The following is a 16,915-nucleotide window of genomic DNA, read 5'->3' as shown; positions in this document are numbered from 1 at the left end:
GGAACACGCCATGAAACTCGCAAGCTCCACCATCGCCCTGACCGCCGCGCTGGGCTGGATGGCGCTCGCCGCGCCGCTGACCGCCCAGGAGGCCGCCGAGGCGGAAGCCGGGACCGCGGTCGAGACCGAGGCGCAGAGCACCACTGAAATGGAAGCCGAGGCGGAAGCGGAAGCCGCCGAGACCGAAGCCGAGTCGGAGAGCGAAGCAGAGGCTGAAACCGAGGCCGATGTAGACACCGCCGAGGAGGCAGGTACCGAAGCCGAAGCCGAAGCCGAAGCCGAAGCCGAAGCCGAAGCCGAAGCCGAAGCCGAAGCCGAAGCCGAAGCCGAGACTGCGACCGACGCCGACGCGGCGCCCGCCGAGGAAGGCATCATCGAGATGGTGCAAGGCGCCGAGGACGCGCCGGTCACGGTGATGGAATACGCCTCCTTCACCTGCCCGCACTGCCAGAACTGGCACGAGACCAGCTATCCGCAACTGCAGGACTACATCGAGGACGGGCGCGTGCGCTTCGTCTACCGCGAGGTCTATTTCGACCGGCCCGGCCTGTGGGCCTCGATGATCGCGCGCTGCGGCGGTGAAGAGAAGTTCTTCGGCATCGCCGACCTGCTCTACGAGCAGCAGCGCGACTGGGCGGCGGGCGGCGACCCGGCGGCGATCGCGGCCAAGCTGCGCGAACTGGGTCTGTCGGCCGGGCTCGACGAGGCCCAGCTCGAAGCCTGCATGACCGATGGCGAGCAGGCTCAGGCGCTGGTGGACTGGTACGAGGCGAATGCCGAGGCCGACGAGATCAGCGCCACGCCGACCTTCCTGATCAATGGCGAAAAGCACGCCAACATGGCCTGGGAAGACATGGCCGAGATCATCGACGGTCTTATCGAGGAGTAAGCCCAATCCGGTCCAGCGCGGCATCGAGCGGGGCGGGATCGCCCCATTCGAGCCGGACCGGCAGGGTCAGTACCTTGGAACGGAAGGACGCGGGCAGACGCACCGCGTCCTTTTCCGTTGTCACCAGCTGCGCCGGCAGGGCGCGTGCCTCCTGCTCCAGCCGCGCCATCAGCGCCGGTGTCAGCGGCTGATGGTCGCCGAGGGCCTCGGCCCGCCGCAAATCGGCACCAAGCCCCCGCAAGGTGGCAAAGAACTTCTCCGGGTGGCCGATGCCGGCAAAGGCCAGCACCGGCATCCGCTCCCAGACCATGCCCGTCATCAGCGGCGCGAGCCTGCCGGTGAGATGGGGCAGGTCCCCCAAGGCGCGTCCCCACTGCTGGGCGAAACGCGCCTGACCCGCCGCGCCGCCGATCGACAGCACCATGTCGGCCCGCGCCAGGCCGGTGGCGACCGGCTCGCGCAGGGGCCCGGCCGGGATCACGCGGCCATTGCCGAAACCGCGCACCGCATCGACCACCACGATCGACAGATCCTTGGTCAGCGCGGGATTCTGGAACCCGTCATCGAGAATGATCGCCTCGGCGCCCGCCGCAACAGCCGCCCGCGCGCCGGCGGCGCGGTCGCGCGCCACCCAGACCGGGCCGAACGCCGCGAGCAGCAAGGGCTCGTCGCCGACATCGGCCGCCGTATGGCGCCGCTCCTCGACCTGCACAGGGCCTTCGAGCCGGCCGCCATGGCCCCGGCTCACCACATGCGCCGCGATGCCGCGCGCGGCCAGCTTCTGCATCAGCGCGATGGCGGTCGGGGTCTTGCCGGTACCTCCGGCGTTGAGATTGCCGACGCAGATCACAGGGACCGGCGCGCGCCAGCCGGGGCGGGCGACGCGCCGCGCGGTGGCTGTGGCGTAGAGCGCGGCCAGCGGCGCCAGCGCGCGGGCGCGCGGGCCGGGGCGGGCGGGGTCGCCGTCCCAGAAGGCGGGCGCTCTCACGACCGCTCCAGCACGTGGTGAATCAGGTCGATGGTACGGTTAGTCGCCTCCGCGCCCTCGGTGGCCACCTCCCAGGCGGATTTCGCCAGCATCGCGGCGCGATCGGGGGCCAGCAGCGCCTCGACCGCCTGGCCGAGATCGGCGGCGCCGCGCACCGCCCGGCACGCCCCGGCGGCGGCGAGGCGGGCAAAGGCAGGGCCATGCGCCGCGGTCTGCGGCCCGTGCAGCACCGCCGAGCCGAGCGCGGCGGGCTCCATCGGGTCGCGGCTGGCACCGCCCGAGAGCGTGCCGCCGAGCAGAGTGATCGGCGCTAGCCGGTACCACAGCCCGATCTCGCCCGGCCCGTCGGCGACGTAGATCTCGGTCGCCTCGTCCGGCTCCTCGCCCTCCAGCCGCTCGGCCACCACGAAGCCCATCTGGCGCAACTGCGCCGCCATCGGCTGGGCCGCCGCATCCTGGGCGGGGGCCAGAATCATCAGCAGCCGATGCGCGCGCTTGCTCGCCTGCCGCTGGGCGGCGGCGAGGGCGTCGAGCTCGGCCTCCACTGCGCCCGCGACCAGCCAGACCGGGCGCGACCCGATCGCCCGGGCGAGGTCGTCACGGTCGCGGTCGTGGCAGGTGGGCAGGGGGCGCGTGGCGTCGAGCCGGCCGGCGATCTCGATGCGGGCGGGCTCGACGCCGATCCGCCGCAGCCGCGCCGCGGCAGTGCCATTGGCCGCCAGGAGCCGCTCGAAGCCCTGAAAGGCGGCGCGGCGCGCGCCGGGGCGCCAGCCACCACCCGCCAGTGCGACGTTCTCCGCCTCGGCATCGACCATGATCGCGGGCAGCCCCGCCCGGCCGGTCTCGGCGAGCACCGATGGCTGCACCGGACCGCGCATCCAGACCAGCATGTCGGGCTTCCAGCGCGTCAGGAAATCCTGCGTCGCCGCGCGGCTGTCGGACAGGGGGGGCCATTGCAGCAGGTTGCGCGGCGCACCGCGCAGCCGCGCCGGGGCGGTCAGGAGAAGCGTGAGCGGATCGCGCTCCTCCTCCAGCCGCCGCGCCAATGCCGCCACGGCGGGGCTGCGCGCGGGGTCCGGGCAATGCACCCAGACCAGCGCCCCCGGTGGCCGCTTGGCGGGATCGGCGGGCGGCTGTCTCAGTTGCCGAGTTCCTCGGTCGGCGATGCGGCCTTCTCCTCGTCGCGCAGCCGGTGAATATGCGCGATGAAGTAGCGCATATGCGCGTTGTCGACGGTGCGCTGCGCCTCGGATTTCCAGGCCGCATAGGCGCTGGCATAGTCGGGATACATGCCGACGATATGGATGTCGTCGGTGTCGCGGAACACGTTCTTGGACGGGTCAACGAGCTCGCCGCCGAAGACGAGATGCAGGCGCTGGGTCATGGGATATCCTCAGGTTTGGCTCAGGGGCGCAAATTACGCCTCGACCGCACGGGGTCAAGCGGCGGCGGGGTCGAGCAGCCCGAGCAGCATCGGATGCAGCGCGCCGCCGGCCAACACTCCGTCGGATTGCGGGTGCGGCTTGTTGAAGGTGAGTGCCGCCCCGCGCCGGTCGGTGGCGATGCCGCCCGCCTCGGTCAGGATCAGGCTGCCGGCGGCGATGTCCCACTCCCAGGTCGGCCGGATCGTCAGCATCGCGTCGAAGCGGGCTTCGGCCAGCAGGCACAGCCGCCAGGCCAGCGCCGAGCGGAAGGCGCGGCGCAGCGGCGGGACCTCGCCCCCGGACCAATGCTCGGGGCTCATCGCCAGACGCGGCCCAAGCAGCGTCGCGCAGGCCGGGTCGGTTTCCCCGCTGGCGCGGATCGGCGCACCGTTGAGCCGGGCGCCGCCGCCCGCGGTCGCGGTGTAGAGCAGGTTGCGCTGCGGCAGCAGCACGCAGGCGGCCGTGATCCGGCCCTGTTCGGCGACGGCGAGCGAATGCGCCCAGTCGCGGCTGCCCTCGAGATAGGCGCGGGTGCCGTCGATCGGATCGACGATGAAGATCCGCTCGGCCGCGAGCCGCTCGGGCGCGTCGGCCGTCTCCTCCGACAGCCAGCCATAGGCAGGCCGGGCCGCGCCGAGCCGCTCGCGCAGCATCGCATCGACGGCGAGATCGGCCTCGCAGACCGGCCCACCATCGTTCGGCTTGTCCCAGACCTCCGGCGCGCGAAAGGCGCAGGCGATCTCCGCGGCCGCGCGCGCTGCCTCGACCAGCAGCGCGAGGTCGCCGCTGTGATCAGTCGCCGGCAAGGGTCATTCCATCGACCAGAAGCGACGGCACGATGCGGCTCAGATGCTGGCGGGCGTCGTTCGCCGGCACGAGGCTGCGCAGCATGTCGCGCAGATTGCCCGCGATGGTGCATTCGTTGACCGGGTGCATGATCTCGCCCTTTTCGACCCAGAACCCCGAGGCGCCGCGCGAGTAGTCGCCGGTGTTGGGGTTGATGGTCGAGCCGATCAGCGAGGTGACCAGAAGCCCGGTGCCCATCTGGGCGATGAGATCGTCGCGGGTCGCGGAGCCTTCGGTCAGGCGGACATTGGTGACGGCGGGCGAGGGCGGGGAGGTGGTGCCGCGCGCCGCGTTGGCGGTACTTTCGAGCCCGAGCTTCCGCGCCGTGGCGAGATCGAGGACCCAACCGGTCAGCACGCCTTCCTCGACCAGCATGCGCGTGGCCGTCGGCAGCCCCTCGCCGTCGAACAGCCGGGAGCCGGAGGCGCGCGGACGATGCGGCTCCTCGATCAGCGACAGCGCCTCGGGCAGCACCAGATCGCCTTCGTGGCCCAAGAGCCAGCTCGATCCGCGCGCGATCGCGGCGCCGTTCATCGCCGAGAGCAGATGCCCGATCAGCGATGACGAGATTCGTTCGTCGAACAGCACGGGGTATTTGCCGGTGCGGGGGCGGCGCGGGTTCTGCCGTGCCGCGGCGCGCTCGCCCGCCAGCCGGCCGATCTCCTCGGGGCTGCGCAGTTCGGACTGGAAGATCCGGCTGTCGCCGTCCCAGTCGCGCTCCATCCCGGTGCCGGTCCCGGAGACCGCCACGCAGGAGATCGCCCGGTCCGACCGCGCGTAGCCGCCGGAAAAGCCGTTGCTCGCGGCGAGGTGGATGCGCCGCCGCCCATAGCCGGCGCTGGCGCCCTGCACCTGCGTGACGCCGTCGACGCCCCGCGCCGCGGCTTCGGCCCGGCGGGCATCCTCCTCGAGCCCGGCAGGATCCGGCTCGGGCGCAGGGTCGTACATCTCGAGGCGCGACGAATCGGTGTCATGGGCGAGCTGCGACGGGTCGGCGAGACCGGCATGCGGATCTTCCGGCGCTTCGCGTGCCATCGCCACCGCGCGCTGGGCCATGGTCTCGATCGTGGCGTCGCGCGCATCCGAGGAGGACACCACCGCCTGCCGGCGCCCGATCAGCACGCGCAATCCGATGTCGATGCCCTCGGAACGCTCGGCCTGCTCCAGCCGCCCTTCGCGCACGTCGATCGACAGCGCCGTGCCGTCGACCGCGACCGCGTCGGCAGCCTCGGCCCCGGCGCGGCGTGCCGCCTCGAGCATCTGGGCGGTCAGATCGGCGAGCTGGAGGGTCATGGCGGGTCCTTTCGGTCTGTCGCCCGACCATCTAGCGCGCCGGCGGCGGGCGGGAAAGCGCGGCTTATTTCAACCGCTGGCCATTGGCCATGACATGGCCCTCCGGCGTGACCTCGATGGTCGAGCCGAGCTCGTCGCGACCCAGCGGCGTGGTGAACAGCCCCAGCATCATCCGCGTGCTCATCAGCTGCTCGGCCGGTAGCGCGCCCAGCTTGGCCAGGTTCTCGATCAGCGTGTTGAGCCCGGTGGCCTTCAGCTCCAGCTTGCCCTCCGGCCGGGGAAAGCCTGGAAAGGTCTCCAGGTCCGAGTTGTCGAACACGAATGCGCCATCGCCGAGGATCTCGGCCCCGGCGAGCCGCAGCACCAGCCGTTCCAGCGTCAGGCGCTCGATCTCGGGCGCGGCCTCGGCCATCGCCGCCTCTTCGCCCACCGCTTCGGCGGTTTCGGGGTCGGTGAGATCCTGCGGCAGCGTCGCGGCGCCGGTGAACTCGGCGATCAGCGAGGCGGGGCTGCGCGGCAGCACGGCCTGCGGATCGAACAGCCGCCAGACCGGCTCGCCCACGGTCAGACCGTCGAGGGTCAGCCGGGCCGAGAAATCCTGCGGCGCCGCCTGGGCGGCCAGCGGCGCGTCGACGCCGAAGCCGTATTCGGTGACGCCGATCTCGATCGGCAGGGGCAGCGGGCTTTCGGTCAGCCGCAGCTCCAGCCCCCGAGTCGAGGAATCATAGGTCGCGCGGGACCGGTCGAGGGCCAGTGCCACCGTGCTGCCCGCCGTGCGGGCGGTGCCGGAGGCGCGGCCTTGCGGGCCATCACCCGAGAATTCGACCAGCGCCGGACCCGTGGCGTAGTCGAAGTCGAGGACGAAATCCTCGGGCAGCGCTTCGGATTCCTCCATGCCCTCGGGCAGGGCCAGCACGCCGGAGAGGGCGACATCGGCCACCGCCGCGTCGATCGCGACGGTGCCGCCCTCCTCGGTGTCGGCGCCGTCCAGCGACAGCGACAGGTTGCCGGCGACGAGATCGTATTCGGTGCGCCGCAGCCCGTCCGGGGCCGTGGTCGCGAGATAGCTGCCGACGGGCGCATCGAGCGTCAGCACCGCCTCGGCGGGCACGACCTCGCCATTTTCGGTCAGCCGCTCAAGCTCCAGCGCGTAGCGGGTCGCGGCATAATCGTAGCGCATCGCCTCGGGCGCGCCGCTTACCGTCACCTCGAGCCCTTCTTGCCGGACCGCCAGGTCGATCGCCGCCTCGACGCCCTCCTCGTCGGTGCCGGTGATCTCGATCGGGTAGGATTCGGGCAGCGTCACCTCGACCGTGCCATCGCCGGCTTCGGTGAAGGTGATCTCGGGCAGCCGCACGACCAGCTCGCCATCCTCGCCCTGCATGGTCAGCACCAGATCGGTCACGGTCAGCGTGTCGCCCGCGCGGTTCTCGGCGCCGGTCTCGATCCGGGTCTCCCCAAGCCGGGCCGCGCCTTCCTGCCAGTCCTGCCAGACCTGTTCGGCGGTGACCTGGGCCTGCGCCGCGGGCGCCAGCACGAGCAGCGCACCGATTGCTGTGGTTTTCGACAATCCGGCCATGCCCGGGCCCTCCTCGCATTCCTGTCGCGGGCCATGCCCGCCCTGCCGGACCTCCGGCGTGCTGGACCGCAGACTAGGCCGCCGCTAGGCTGGACGAAAGGCGAAAGCGGGGGGAGATCACGATGCAGGGAAAGACGGTTCTGATCACCGGCGCGAGCCGCGGCATCGGCGCGGCGGCGGCGCGCGAGTTCGCCCGCGCCGGGGCCCGTGTCGCGCTACTGGCCCGCAGCGCCGAGGCGCTGTCGGACATCGCCAAGGAGTTGGGCGAGTCCGCGCTCGCCATTCCCTGCGACGTCAGCCGCTACTGGGAGATGGAGGCGGCGGTCGAGGCCTGCGTCAAGGCGTTCGGCCGACTCGACGTGATGGTCAACAATGCCGGCGCGATCGAACCGATCGGCGCGATGGGCGATCTCGACCCCGAGGCCTGGGGCAAGGTGATCGACATCAACCTCAAGGGTGTCTTCAACGGCATGCGCGCGGCGCTGCCGGTGATGCTCGAGCAGGGCGGCGGCACCATCATCACCGTTTCCTCGGGCGCAGCGCACAACGCCGTCGAGGGCTGGTCGGCCTATTGCGCCTCCAAGGCCGGGGCGGCGATGCTGACCCGCTCGCTCGACCTCGAATACCGTGGCCGGGGCATCCGCGCGATGGGGCTGTCGCCCGGCACCGTCGCCACCCAGATGCAGCGCGAGATCAAGGCTTCGGGCATCAACGCGGTGAGCCGGCTCGACTGGTCGGTCCACATTCCGCCCGAATGGCCCGCCAAGGCGCTGGTCTGGATGTGCTCGGACCGGGCCAAGGACCAGATGGGCCAGGAAGTGTCGCTGCGCGACGAGGGCATCCGGCGGCGGATCGGTCTGGCCTGATCGCTCAGTCGCGGACGCGGCGGCGGCCCGGTACCTTGGAAGAGAAGCCGGGTGGTCGTTTCGACACCCAAGCCACGAACTTCTCCAGCCGTGGATGCGCGCGCAGCGCCTCCGGCGTGTTGTAGTCGCGCGCCAGCTCGGTCTCGCTCAGCGTGGCGTGGATTTCCTTGTGGCAGATATGGTGTAGCAGCACCTGCGGCCCGTGTGTGCCGCCCCTGAGCTTCGGGACCAGATGATGCGAGCTTTGCGGCACGCCGGGCGGGATCGGTCGCAGGCACAGCGCGCAGACCGGATCCTCGCGCGGGGTCGCGACGGACAGGGCCTCGGTCTGGCGTTTCTCGCGACGGCTTGGCATGGGGAAAAGATGGAGCGCGGGCGGCGCTCCGGCAAGCGCGGCCCGGGGCCGCAGGGCAGGCGCGGCAGGTGGCCGCAGGGGGCATGATGGCACGGGCGGTGGTGATCGGTGGCGGACCGGCGGGACTGATGGCCGCCGAGACCCTGGCCTCTGCAGGGCTCGAGGTCACCGTCGCGGAAAAGATGCCGACCATGGGGCGAAAGCTGCTGATGGCCGGCAAATCCGGGCTCAACCTGACCAAGGTCGAGCCGCAGGTTGAATTCGACGCGGCCTATGGAGCGATGCCGCCGGCGCTGCGCACCGCGCTAGGCGCGTTCGGCCCGGACGAGCTGCAGAGCTGGGCCCGGGAGTTGGGCCAAGAAGTCTTTACCGGCTCCTCGGGGCGGGTGTTCCCGACTGTCATGAAGGCTTCACCACTGCTACGGGCCTGGCTTGCCAAACTAGAGGAGCGTGGCGTTTCACTGCGCCCCCGCTGGCGCTTTGCCGGCTGGGACGGGGCGGCGGTGCTGTTCGACACGCCGCAGGGGCGCCAAGCCGTGACACCGGATGCCACGGTGCTGGCGATGGGCGGGGCGAGCTGGTCGCGGCTCGGCTCGGACGGGGCTTGGGCTGCGCTGTTGCCCGAGGCCGTCGCACCGTTCCAGCCGGCCAATATGGGATTCGAGATCGACTGGTCGGCGCATATGCGCCCGCATTTCGGCGCGGCGATCAAGCCGGTTGCGCTGGTCGCCGGGGCACGGCGGGTGCGGGGCGAATTCGTGATTTCGGCGCGCGGGCTGGAGGGCGGCGGCATCTACGCGGTCTCGGCCGAGCTGCGCGACGGCGCCGGGCTGGCGCTCGACCTCGCCCCTGATCTCGAAGGGGAGACAGTGGAGCGCCGCCTGGCCCGCCCGCGCGGCAAGGCCAGCCTCTCCAATCATCTTCGCAAAACGCTCGGCTTCGATCCGGCGCGGCTGGCGCTGCTGCAGGAATTCGCCCTGCCGCTGCCGGCCGCGCCCGGGCCCCTGGCGGCACTGATCAAGGCCCTGCCGGTACCGCTCGGCCCACCGCGACCGATCGACGAGGCGATCTCGACTGCCGGGGGGCTGCGTTTCGACGCGCTCGACGGGTTGATGCTGCGTGAGCGGCCCGGGGTCTTCGCCGCGGGCGAGATGCTCGATTGGGAGGCGCCTACCGGTGGCTATTTGCTGACCGCCTGTCTCGCCACCGGCCGTCTCGCGGGACGCGAGGCAGCAGCTTGGGCGGTGCGCCGCCACTGATCGCGGCTCGCTTTCATTTGCGTGATTGCCCGGCTAGGGTGCGGCAAGCGAGCAGGGAGTGCAGCACGACATGACGATCCGAGCGATGCGCCGGGGCGGGGCAGCGAGTCTTCTGGCCCTTCTGGCGGCGGGGGCGGTGAGCGCCCAAACCGTTTCCGACCGGGGGCTGAGCTACACGCTCTACGGTACGCCGGGCCTGATCGAGACGCCCTCGGCGCTCAGCGCCAAGGACGGCCAGATCGCCGCCACCGTCGGTGCCTTCGACGGCCAGACCCGTACCACCTTCACCTTCCAGCTGCTGCCGAACCTCTCGGGCAGCTTCCGCTATACCCGGATCGAGGACTACACGCTTCCGGGCCAATCGGTACGCGACGAGACCTATTTCGATCGCAGCTTCGACCTGCGCTACCGCTTCAACGACGAGACGGCGACCATGCCCGCGGTCGCGATCGGCCTGCAGGACTTTCTCGGCACCGGCGCCTATGGCGCGGAGTACCTCGTCGCGACCAAGACCTTCGGCGACGCTCTGCGGGTTTCGGCCGGCCTCGGCTGGGGGCGGCTCGGCTCGCATGGCGGTTTCGACAACCCGCTGGGCGTGCTTTCCTCGGATTTCGACACCCGGCCGGGCCTCGATTTCGGCGAGGGCGGCACCTTTGCCCTGGACCAGCTCTTCCGGGGCGACGCGGCGCTGTTTGGCGGCGTGGAATACGCGCCTTCGGAGACCCTCACCCTCAAGGTCGAGTACTCCTCCGACGCCTATGATCGCGAGAGCGAGCTGGGGCTGATCGAGCGCGATTCGCCGCTCAATTTCGGCGCCGTCTACCGGCCGCTGCCGGGCGTGCAGCTGGGCGCGTCGTGGCTCTACGGCTCGGAACTGGCGCTGACCGGAACCTTCCTGATCGATCCGACCGAGCGGCCTTATGGTCCCGGGCTCGACCCCGCGCCGGTGCCGGTGCGGATCCGCGACGCCGATGCTCGCGCGGCGCAAAGCTGGGACCGGACGGCGATTCCCGAGGCGACGATCGGCGCGGCGCTGCAGCAGGCGCTGGCTGCCGAGGGCGTGGAGCTGTCCTCGATCCAGCTGTCGGACCGTGCGGTGCGGCTGCGCTATACCAACACCCGCTACCGCTCCGAGGCGCAGGCGATGGGGCGGATCGCCCGGATGCTGAGCCTCGGCCTGCCGGCCTCGATCGAGCAGTTCACGCTGGAGCCGATGCAGCGCGGCGTGCCGCTCTCAGCGGTGACGCTGTCGCGCTCGGACATCGAGAACTTCGCGGACGTCGCCGGCGGCACGGCAGCTTTGGCGCAACGGCGCGTGCTCGACGACGCGGGCTCGGCGGCGGGTCTCGCCGAACTGCCGCGAATCGATGACCGCTTTTCCTGGGGGATCGCGCCCTATGGCCGGATCACCGTCTTCGACAGCGACGCGCCGTTCCAGCTCGAACTCGGCGCGCAGTTGACGGCCAGTTACGAGATCACCGACAGCCTCGTCGCATCGGGCACGTTCCGCCAGCAGCTCTACACCAACCGCGAGGACCCCGAGCTGGTCGTGGCCGAAGAGGGCGAGCCGCACCCGGTGCGCCGCAACGCCGCGCTCTACGCCAAGGAGGGCACGACCGGCATCCGCGACCTGACGCTGGCGCATTACGGTCGACTGGCGCCGGACGTCTACACCCGGGCGACGCTGGGCTATCTCGAGGAGATGTATGGTGGTGCCTCGACCGAGGTGCTGTGGAAGCCCGCCGATAGCCGGCTCGGCCTCGGCGCCGAGGTGAACTACGCCAAGCAGCGCGACTTCGATCTCGGCCTCGGCTTCCAGGACTACGACGTCGTCACCGGTCATGCCTCGGCCTATTACGATTTCGACAATCGCTTCTACGGCCAGGTCGATGTCGGTCGCTACCTCGCAGGCGACTGGGGCGCGACCTTCATCCTCGACCGCGAGTTCGAGAACGGCTGGAGCGTCGGTGGCTATTTCACCCTGACGGATCTGCCCTTCGAGGCCTTTGGTGAAGGCTCCTTCGACAAGGGCATCCGGGTGTCGATCCCGCTCGACTACGTGGTGGGGCAGCCGACCCGGCGCGAAGCGTCGAGCACGCTGGCCTCGCTGCAACGCGACGGCGGCGCGCGCCTGCGGGTCGACGGGCGGCTCTACGAGGTGGTCCGCGACGGCCATCTGAACGATCTCGACGATGGCTGGGGACGGTTCTGGAAATGACGATGCGGATCAGGTTGACGGGCGCGCTGACGGCGCTGGCTCTCTTGGCGGGCTGTGGCGGCGGGGCCGGACTCGGCGCAGCGTTGCAGGGCGGTCTGGCGTCGCTGACCGGGACTGGGGGCGCTGCGGCGTCCGCGGCCGCTGCCCCGGCCGGGACCGCGGCCGATCCGGCGACGCTGCGGCGGGTCGAGCTCGCGACGATCGGTATCGTCGGCACGGCGCAGCAGCTCACCGCCAGCGGCGGGCGCGAGACCTTCGCCGGACCCGAAGGCTTCACCTACACGCTGCATGACGGGATGCTGGTTTCGACCCGGGGTCTTAGCCACGATCTGATGGCCGCCGACACCCGCCAGAGCCGCGCCGCGCTGCGCGCCGGCGGGGGCGAGGCGCTGCGCGTGCACGAGACGCTCGACGGGCTGGACAGAATCGTTCGCAGCGAATTCGCCTGCACGATCACCGCAAGAGGGGCGGAGACGATCGAGATCGGAAACCGGCGGAAAGAGGCCCGCCGCTTCGACGAAAACTGCCGTGGCGAGGGCGTGATCTTCGACAATCGCTACTGGATCGACGGCTCCGGACGCATCGTTTCGTCGCGTCAGTTCGTCAACCTGAGTGTTGCATATTTGCGCAGCAGCGACCTTTAGTTTCGTTTTTCGGGGGGTGGACTCTGGTCATCCAGCTTGTGTGATACACCTATCTTGGCTATAGCCGACTTAACGCTTTGTTATCAACTGGAGTAGAGACATGCGCCTCACCAAGACCCTCGTCGCCGCCGCCCTCGCCGGCACCGTGACCGCCTCCTCGGCTTTCGCCGGTGGTCTGGCCGTCGAGATCGTCGAGCCCCCGGTCGTCGTCGTCGAGCCGGAAGCTCCGGCTCCCCGCGGCTCGCTGGCTGGCCCGCTCGGCTTCCTGCTGCCGCTGGCCGCCGTCGGCGCGCTGGTTGCTCTGGCCGCTTCGGACGACTCCTGATTTCAGGACCTTCCGGCCCTCGGGTCGGATGGCTGGAACGGCGGGCCTTCGGGTCCGCCGTTTCGCGTTTCAGGGCATGGAATACGGGGCGAGACCGGTCTCGTCGCGCCGTGCCGCAGCTTAGCGGCGGGCCATCATTGCCAACCGGATCAGCGCCCGCTCGACCAATGCCTGCGCCGGCGCGCGGCTTGCCGAGCGCAACTGCAGATCGGTCTCGATCAGCAGCATCACCGCCCGTTCGAGCCGGTCACGGCCCCAGCCGGAGGCCTGCCGCGCCATGGCATCGCGGCGCGGGCCCCAGACCGGGGGTCTGAGGCGGGCGATCCCTTGGCCCGGACCCCCCGGATCGCAGGCCACGACATGCAGCTGTCGAAAGTGCCGCAGCGCCATGATGCACAGGGACACCGGCGTGGTGCCCTGGGCATAGAGGCGCCGCAGCAGCGCCGCGATCTGCGGAGCGCGGCCCTCCGCCACCACCGCGAGCAGCGCGTCGGCATCCGCCTCGGTCGAGCGCGGGGCGACCGAGGCGACGTCGGCCGCGGTGGTCGCGCTCTCGTCGCCATGCTTGTAGAGGCCGAGCTTCTCGATCACCTGCCGAAACGCGCCAGGATCGAGCGCGCGCGACAATTCGGTCAGCAGCGCCCGCCCGTCGGCATCGGGCTCGGGCACCTCCGCCGCGGCAAGCATCGCGGCGATCTCCTCGGGCCCGGGTGGATCGTCGTAAAGACCGATCGACACGGCGAGGGGCTGGGCCTCGAACAGCTTGCGCAGGGCCGACTTGGCAGGCAGCTGCGCGGCGGTGGCCAGGATCTGCGCGTCGCCCGGACGCCAGTCCTTCAGCGCGGCGTCGAAGAGCGGTGCCAGGCCGTCGGTTGCGCCCTCGACGAAGACCACGCGAGGGCCAGGGAAGAACCCCTGCGCCTTGACCGCGTCGATCAACGCCGCGCCGTCGCGGCGCAGATCGGCGGCCGGCAGGCGGGTCAGCCGCATCTCCGCCTCGGCCTGCGGTCCGGCGAGACCGGCGATCACCTCGGCCCGGCGCTGCGCCACGCGCATCGCGTCGTCGCCCCAGATCAGCGCGCCCGCCACCTTGGGGTCGGGCTTGCGGAAGAAGGCGGCCGCGTCGCGCGTCGAGAGCTTCATGGCCGCGCGGGGACCGCCAGCAGGCGGGTCACGATCTGGTCCGCCAGCAGCACCGCCAACCGCTCGCGAGCGTCGCGCTCGGCCGCCTCGGAGGCCACCGTGCCGAGCGTCGTCGAGTAGCTGGCGATGTCTTCGACCGTGCCCTCGGCGAGCGCGTCACCGCCCGCGACCGGGCGCAACGCGTAAAGCGCCGCCCCGAGCAGCCGGTAGCGCAGCACCGCGCCATCCGCGCTGATCGCGGCCTGCTCGGTCTCCTCGGTCACGTCGATGTCGAGCAGGTAGCGCGGGCGTTCGGCCGGCCCCAACCGGTCCAGCAGCCGGGCCCGCAGCAGGTAGCCGGGGAAGGTCGCCGGGGTCTCGACCGCCATGGTGCCGCGCAGCGGCGCCGCGCCGCCCGGCCCATAGGCCGGGGTGAAGCCGCAGCCGCCGAGCGCCAGCGCGCCCAGCAGCCAGGCCCGGCGGGAGGACTCAGACGACCACATTGACGATCCGGCCGGGAACCACGATCAGCTTCTTCGGGCTGCCGCCATCGAGCGCGCGGGTCACCGCCTCGTCCGCCAGCACCAGCGCCTCGATCTCCGCCTTGGGCATCGCCTTGGGCACCGAAATCTCGGAACGGCGCTTGCCGTTGATCTGGATCGGCATGGTCACGCTGTCCTCGACGAGGAAGCGCTCCTCGGCCACCGGCCAAGGCGCCGCGGCGACGAAGCCTTCGCCACCCAGACGCGCCCAGATCTCCTCGGCGAGATGCGGCGTCATCGGCGACATCAGCTGCGCGAGGATGCGCGCGGCGGTGCGGCGCGTCTCGGCAGAAGCGGTCGATTTCGACAGCACCGAGGTGAAGGCATAGAGCTTCGCGATCGCGGCGTTGAAGCCGAAGCTCTCGAGCCCGAGCGTGACGTCGCGGATCGTGCGGTGCAGCTGGCGCAGCAGCTCCTCGTCGGCGGCGGCATCACCTTCCGTGGCATCGGCGATCTCGTCGGCGATGCGCCAGACCCGGGCGAGGTGCTTGTGCGCGGCCTCGGCGCCCGAGGCGGTCCACTCCACGTCGCGCTCGGGCGGGCTGTCGGACAGCACGAACCAGCGCGCGGTGTCCGCCCCGTACTGCGCGAGGATCGCGTCCGGATCGACCACGTTCTTCTTGGACTTCGACATCTTGGCCGAGGGGATGATCTCGACCTTCTCGCCGGTGTCCTTGAGCGCGCCGTTCTCGACGCTCTCGGGCAGGTGGTAGACTGGGCGGCCATTGGCGTCACGGGTCTGGTAGATCTCGTGCGTCACCATGCCTTGGGTGAAGAGCGCGTTGAACGGCTCGATCGCTTTTTCGGGCAGGTGGCCGGTCGCATGCATCGCCCGGGCGAAGAAGCGCGAATAGAGCAGGTGCAGGATCGCGTGCTCGATGCCACCGATATACTGGTCGACATTCATCCAGTACTCGGCTTCGGCCATGTCGGTCGGCGTCTCGGCGCGGGGGCTGGTGAAGCGCGCGAAATACCACGAGGAATCGACGAAGGTGTCCATCGTGTCGGTCTCGCGGCGCGCATCCTTGCCGCAGCGCGGACAAGGGGTGTTGCGCCAGCTGGCATGCCGGTCGAGCGGGTTGCCCGGCACGTCGAAGGAGACATCGTCGGGCAGGCGGACCGGCAGGTTCTCCTTCTTCTCGGGCACCGCACCGCAATCGTCGCAATGCACGATCGGGATCGGGCAGCCCCAGTAGCGCTGGCGGCTCAGGCCCCAGTCGCGCAGCCGGAAGCGGGTGACGCCGCGGCCGACGCCGTGCTCCTCGCAAAACGCGATGGCGGCGTCGATCGCCTCTTCGCCGGTCTGCTCGGTCGCGCCGGCAAAGCCCTTGATGTAGATCACCGGCTCGGTCTTGGGCGGCACATAGGCCGGCCCGCCATCCTCGGCGAGCGGCTGGCCGTCATCCTTGGCAGGTGCGAAGGTCGAGATCACCGGCAGGTCGTATTTGCGCGCGAAGTCGAGGTCGCGCTGGTCGTGGCCGGGGCAACCGAAGATCGCGCCGGTGCCGTAATCCATCAGCACGAAGTTGGCGATCCACACGGGCAGGTCGCGGCCCTGGTCGAAGGGATGGCGCACCTTCAGCCCGGTGTCGAAGCCCAGCTTCTCGCCGGTCTCCAAGGCCTCCTCGGTGGTGCCGCCCTTGCGCGCCTCGGCGCAGAACTCGGCCACCTCGGCGCGCTCCTTCTCGAGCGCCCGCGCCAGCGGGTGGTCGGGCGAAATGCCGATGAAGCTCGCGCCCAGAAGCGTGTCGGGGCGGGTGGTGTAGACCTCGATCCGGTCATGACCATGCACGGCCTCGGTCAGGCCGAACGCCATCTCGAGCCCGCGCGAGCGGCCGATCCAGTTGGCCTGCATCAGCTTGACCTTGGCCGGCCAGTCGTCGAGCCCGTCAAGCGCCGCCAGCAGCTCGTCGCTGTAGTCGGAGATCCGGAAGAACCACTGGGTCAGCTCGCGCCGCTCGACCTCGGCGCCCGAGCGCCAGCCCTTGCCGTCGATCACCTGCTCGTTGGCGAGGACGGTCATGTCGACCGGGTCCCAGTTCACCACCGCGTTCTTGCGGTAGACCAGACCCTTTTCCAGCATGTCGATGAACAGCGCCTGCTGCTGGCCGTAATATTCCGGGTCGCAGGTCGCGAATTCGCGGCTCCAGTCGATCGACAGGCCCAGCGGCTTCATCTGCGCGCGCATGTCGGCGATGTTGTTGTAAGTCCATTCCTTGGGATGGCCGCCCGACGCCATGGCGGCGTTCTCGGCCGGCATGCCGAAGGCGTCCCAACCCATCGGGTGCAGCACGTTGTGCCCCGTGGCCAGCTTGTGGCGCGCGATCACGTCGCCCATCGTGTAATTGCGCACATGGCCCATGTGGATCCGCCCCGACGGGTAGGGGAACATCTCCAGCACGTAGTATTTCGGGCGATCGGCGCTGCGCCGCGCGGTGAAGAGGCCGGCCTCGTCCCAGGCGGCCTGCCATTTGGCTTCGATCTCGGCGGCGGTGTAGCGCGACATGTCGGTGTCCTCGGATGGTCGTTCGGGGCGTCTCGGCCCGGTCGCGGTGATACTGCACA

Annotated in this window: 16 protein-coding genes; 6 read left to right on the top strand and 10 right to left on the bottom strand. The window is 70.6% G+C overall.

Annotation, left to right across the window (positions count from 1 at the left end; genetic code table 11):
• Positions 1–10: 10 nt before the first annotated feature.
• The gene (locus T8T21_RS10510; RefSeq protein WP_322335555.1) at positions 11–889 is read left to right on the top strand and encodes a DsbA family protein; all 879 of its coding nucleotides are present in this window, start codon (positions 11–13) and stop codon (positions 887–889) included.
• Here the strand turns inward: T8T21_RS10510 and lpxK are convergent.
• The 6 genes from lpxK to T8T21_RS10480 form a co-directional block, all read right to left on the bottom strand.
• Positions 876–1,877, bottom strand: coding sequence for a tetraacyldisaccharide 4'-kinase (gene lpxK, locus T8T21_RS10505; protein WP_322335554.1), 1,002 nt, complete (start codon positions 1,875–1,877; stop codon positions 876–878). The two genes, T8T21_RS10510 and lpxK, sit on opposite strands and share 14 nt — an antisense overlap.
• The gene (locus T8T21_RS10500) at positions 1,874–3,019 is read right to left on the bottom strand and encodes a 3-deoxy-D-manno-octulosonic acid transferase (RefSeq protein WP_281372271.1); all 1,146 of its coding nucleotides are present in this window, start codon (positions 3,017–3,019) and stop codon (positions 1,874–1,876) included. Before T8T21_RS10500 ends, lpxK begins: the two co-directional genes overlap by 4 nt.
• On the bottom strand, positions 3,016–3,261 hold the full coding sequence (locus tag T8T21_RS10495; protein ID WP_183470500.1) for a DUF4170 domain-containing protein: 246 nt from the start codon (positions 3,259–3,261) through the stop codon (positions 3,016–3,018). Before T8T21_RS10495 ends, T8T21_RS10500 begins: the two co-directional genes overlap by 4 nt.
• A gap of 54 nt (positions 3,262–3,315) precedes the next feature.
• Positions 3,316–4,107: a 3'(2'),5'-bisphosphate nucleotidase CysQ gene (locus T8T21_RS10490; protein WP_322335553.1), complete on the bottom strand. Its 792-nt coding sequence runs from the start codon at positions 4,105–4,107 to the stop codon at positions 3,316–3,318.
• The gene (locus T8T21_RS10485; RefSeq protein WP_322335552.1) at positions 4,094–5,440 is read right to left on the bottom strand and encodes a TldD/PmbA family protein; all 1,347 of its coding nucleotides are present in this window, start codon (positions 5,438–5,440) and stop codon (positions 4,094–4,096) included. Before T8T21_RS10485 ends, T8T21_RS10490 begins: the two co-directional genes overlap by 14 nt.
• 64 nt (positions 5,441–5,504) lie before the next feature.
• Positions 5,505–7,019 (bottom strand): hypothetical protein, encoded by a 1,515-nt coding sequence (locus T8T21_RS10480; RefSeq protein ID WP_322335551.1) that lies wholly within the window; start codon positions 7,017–7,019, stop codon positions 5,505–5,507.
• A 122-nt stretch (positions 7,020–7,141) separates the two neighbouring features.
• On the opposite strand from T8T21_RS10480, the gene T8T21_RS10475 reads away from it, so the two are divergent.
• On the top strand, positions 7,142–7,885 hold the full coding sequence (locus T8T21_RS10475; RefSeq protein WP_221188714.1) for an SDR family oxidoreductase: 744 nt from the start codon (positions 7,142–7,144) through the stop codon (positions 7,883–7,885).
• A 4-nt stretch (positions 7,886–7,889) separates the two neighbouring features.
• On the opposite strand, the gene T8T21_RS10470 is transcribed toward T8T21_RS10475, so the two are convergent.
• On the bottom strand, positions 7,890–8,240 hold the full coding sequence (locus tag T8T21_RS10470) for an HNH endonuclease family protein (protein WP_322335550.1): 351 nt from the start codon (positions 8,238–8,240) through the stop codon (positions 7,890–7,892).
• An 86-nt stretch (positions 8,241–8,326) separates the two neighbouring features.
• Between T8T21_RS10470 and T8T21_RS10465 the strand changes: the two genes are divergently transcribed.
• From T8T21_RS10465 to T8T21_RS10450, 4 genes are all read left to right on the top strand, one after another.
• Positions 8,327–9,499, top strand: a complete 1,173-nt coding sequence (locus T8T21_RS10465) for a TIGR03862 family flavoprotein (protein ID WP_322337483.1) — start codon at positions 8,327–8,329, stop codon at positions 9,497–9,499.
• 70 nt (positions 9,500–9,569) lie between these two features.
• Positions 9,570–11,717 (top strand): YjbH domain-containing protein, encoded by a 2,148-nt coding sequence (locus tag T8T21_RS10460; protein ID WP_322335549.1) that lies wholly within the window; start codon positions 9,570–9,572, stop codon positions 11,715–11,717.
• A complete protein-coding gene (locus T8T21_RS10455; RefSeq protein ID WP_322335548.1) occupies positions 11,714–12,361 on the top strand; it encodes a YjbF family lipoprotein in 648 nt (215 codons plus the stop codon). The genes T8T21_RS10460 and T8T21_RS10455 overlap by 4 nt, the downstream gene beginning before the upstream one ends.
• Positions 12,362–12,461: 100 nt before the next feature.
• On the top strand, positions 12,462–12,686 hold the full coding sequence (locus T8T21_RS10450) for a hypothetical protein (protein WP_183470514.1): 225 nt from the start codon (positions 12,462–12,464) through the stop codon (positions 12,684–12,686).
• Positions 12,687–12,806: 120 nt separating this feature from the next.
• Here the strand turns inward: T8T21_RS10450 and holA are convergent, their stop codons facing one another.
• Genes holA through leuS form a run of 3 tightly spaced genes read right to left on the bottom strand, consistent with a single transcriptional unit; the run spans position 12,807 to position 16,856 of the window.
• Positions 12,807–13,829, bottom strand: coding sequence for a DNA polymerase III subunit delta (gene holA, locus T8T21_RS10445; RefSeq protein WP_322335547.1), 1,023 nt, complete (start codon positions 13,827–13,829; stop codon positions 12,807–12,809).
• A complete protein-coding gene (gene lptE, locus T8T21_RS10440) occupies positions 13,826–14,311 on the bottom strand; it encodes an LPS assembly lipoprotein LptE (protein WP_322335546.1) in 486 nt (161 codons plus the stop codon). The genes holA and lptE overlap by 4 nt, the downstream gene beginning before the upstream one ends.
• Positions 14,298–16,856 carry a leucine--tRNA ligase gene (leuS, locus tag T8T21_RS10435; RefSeq protein WP_322335545.1) on the bottom strand — a complete coding sequence of 853 codons (2,559 nt, stop codon included), beginning with the start codon at positions 16,854–16,856 and terminating at the stop codon, positions 14,298–14,300. Before leuS ends, lptE begins: the two co-directional genes overlap by 14 nt.
• Between the last annotated feature and the right edge of the window lie 59 nt (positions 16,857–16,915).

Source organism: Limimaricola variabilis, assembly GCF_034371605.1.
GTDB lineage: Bacteria > Pseudomonadota > Alphaproteobacteria > Rhodobacterales > Rhodobacteraceae > Limimaricola > Limimaricola variabilis.
The sequence above is the reverse complement of the archived record's forward strand: the minus strand, read 5'-3'. Positions and strand labels throughout refer to the sequence as shown.

Coding starts and splice junctions, on each gene's coding strand:
- T8T21_RS10495 (WP_183470500.1), bottom strand. CDS start 3,261: ATGACCCAGCGCCTGCATCTCGTCTTCGGCGGCGAGCTCGTTGACCCG.
- T8T21_RS10450 (WP_183470514.1), top strand. CDS start 12,462: ATGCGCCTCACCAAGACCCTCGTCGCCGCCGCCCTCGCCGGCACCGTG.
- T8T21_RS10485 (WP_322335552.1), bottom strand. CDS start 5,440: ATGACCCTCCAGCTCGCCGATCTGACCGCCCAGATGCTCGAGGCGGCA.
- T8T21_RS10475 (WP_221188714.1), top strand. CDS start 7,142: ATGCAGGGAAAGACGGTTCTGATCACCGGCGCGAGCCGCGGCATCGGC.
- T8T21_RS10455 (WP_322335548.1), top strand. CDS start 11,714: ATGACGATGCGGATCAGGTTGACGGGCGCGCTGACGGCGCTGGCTCTC.
- holA (WP_322335547.1), bottom strand. CDS start 13,829: ATGAAGCTCTCGACGCGCGACGCGGCCGCCTTCTTCCGCAAGCCCGAC.
- T8T21_RS10510 (WP_322335555.1), top strand. CDS start 11: ATGAAACTCGCAAGCTCCACCATCGCCCTGACCGCCGCGCTGGGCTGG.
- T8T21_RS10470 (WP_322335550.1), bottom strand. CDS start 8,240: ATGCCAAGCCGTCGCGAGAAACGCCAGACCGAGGCCCTGTCCGTCGCG.
- T8T21_RS10460 (WP_322335549.1), top strand. CDS start 9,570: ATGACGATCCGAGCGATGCGCCGGGGCGGGGCAGCGAGTCTTCTGGCC.
- T8T21_RS10465 (WP_322337483.1), top strand. CDS start 8,327: ATGGCACGGGCGGTGGTGATCGGTGGCGGACCGGCGGGACTGATGGCC.
- leuS (WP_322335545.1), bottom strand. CDS start 16,856: ATGTCGCGCTACACCGCCGCCGAGATCGAAGCCAAATGGCAGGCCGCC.
- lptE (WP_322335546.1), bottom strand. CDS start 14,311: ATGTGGTCGTCTGAGTCCTCCCGCCGGGCCTGGCTGCTGGGCGCGCTG.
- T8T21_RS10480 (WP_322335551.1), bottom strand. CDS start 7,019: ATGGCCGGATTGTCGAAAACCACAGCAATCGGTGCGCTGCTCGTGCTG.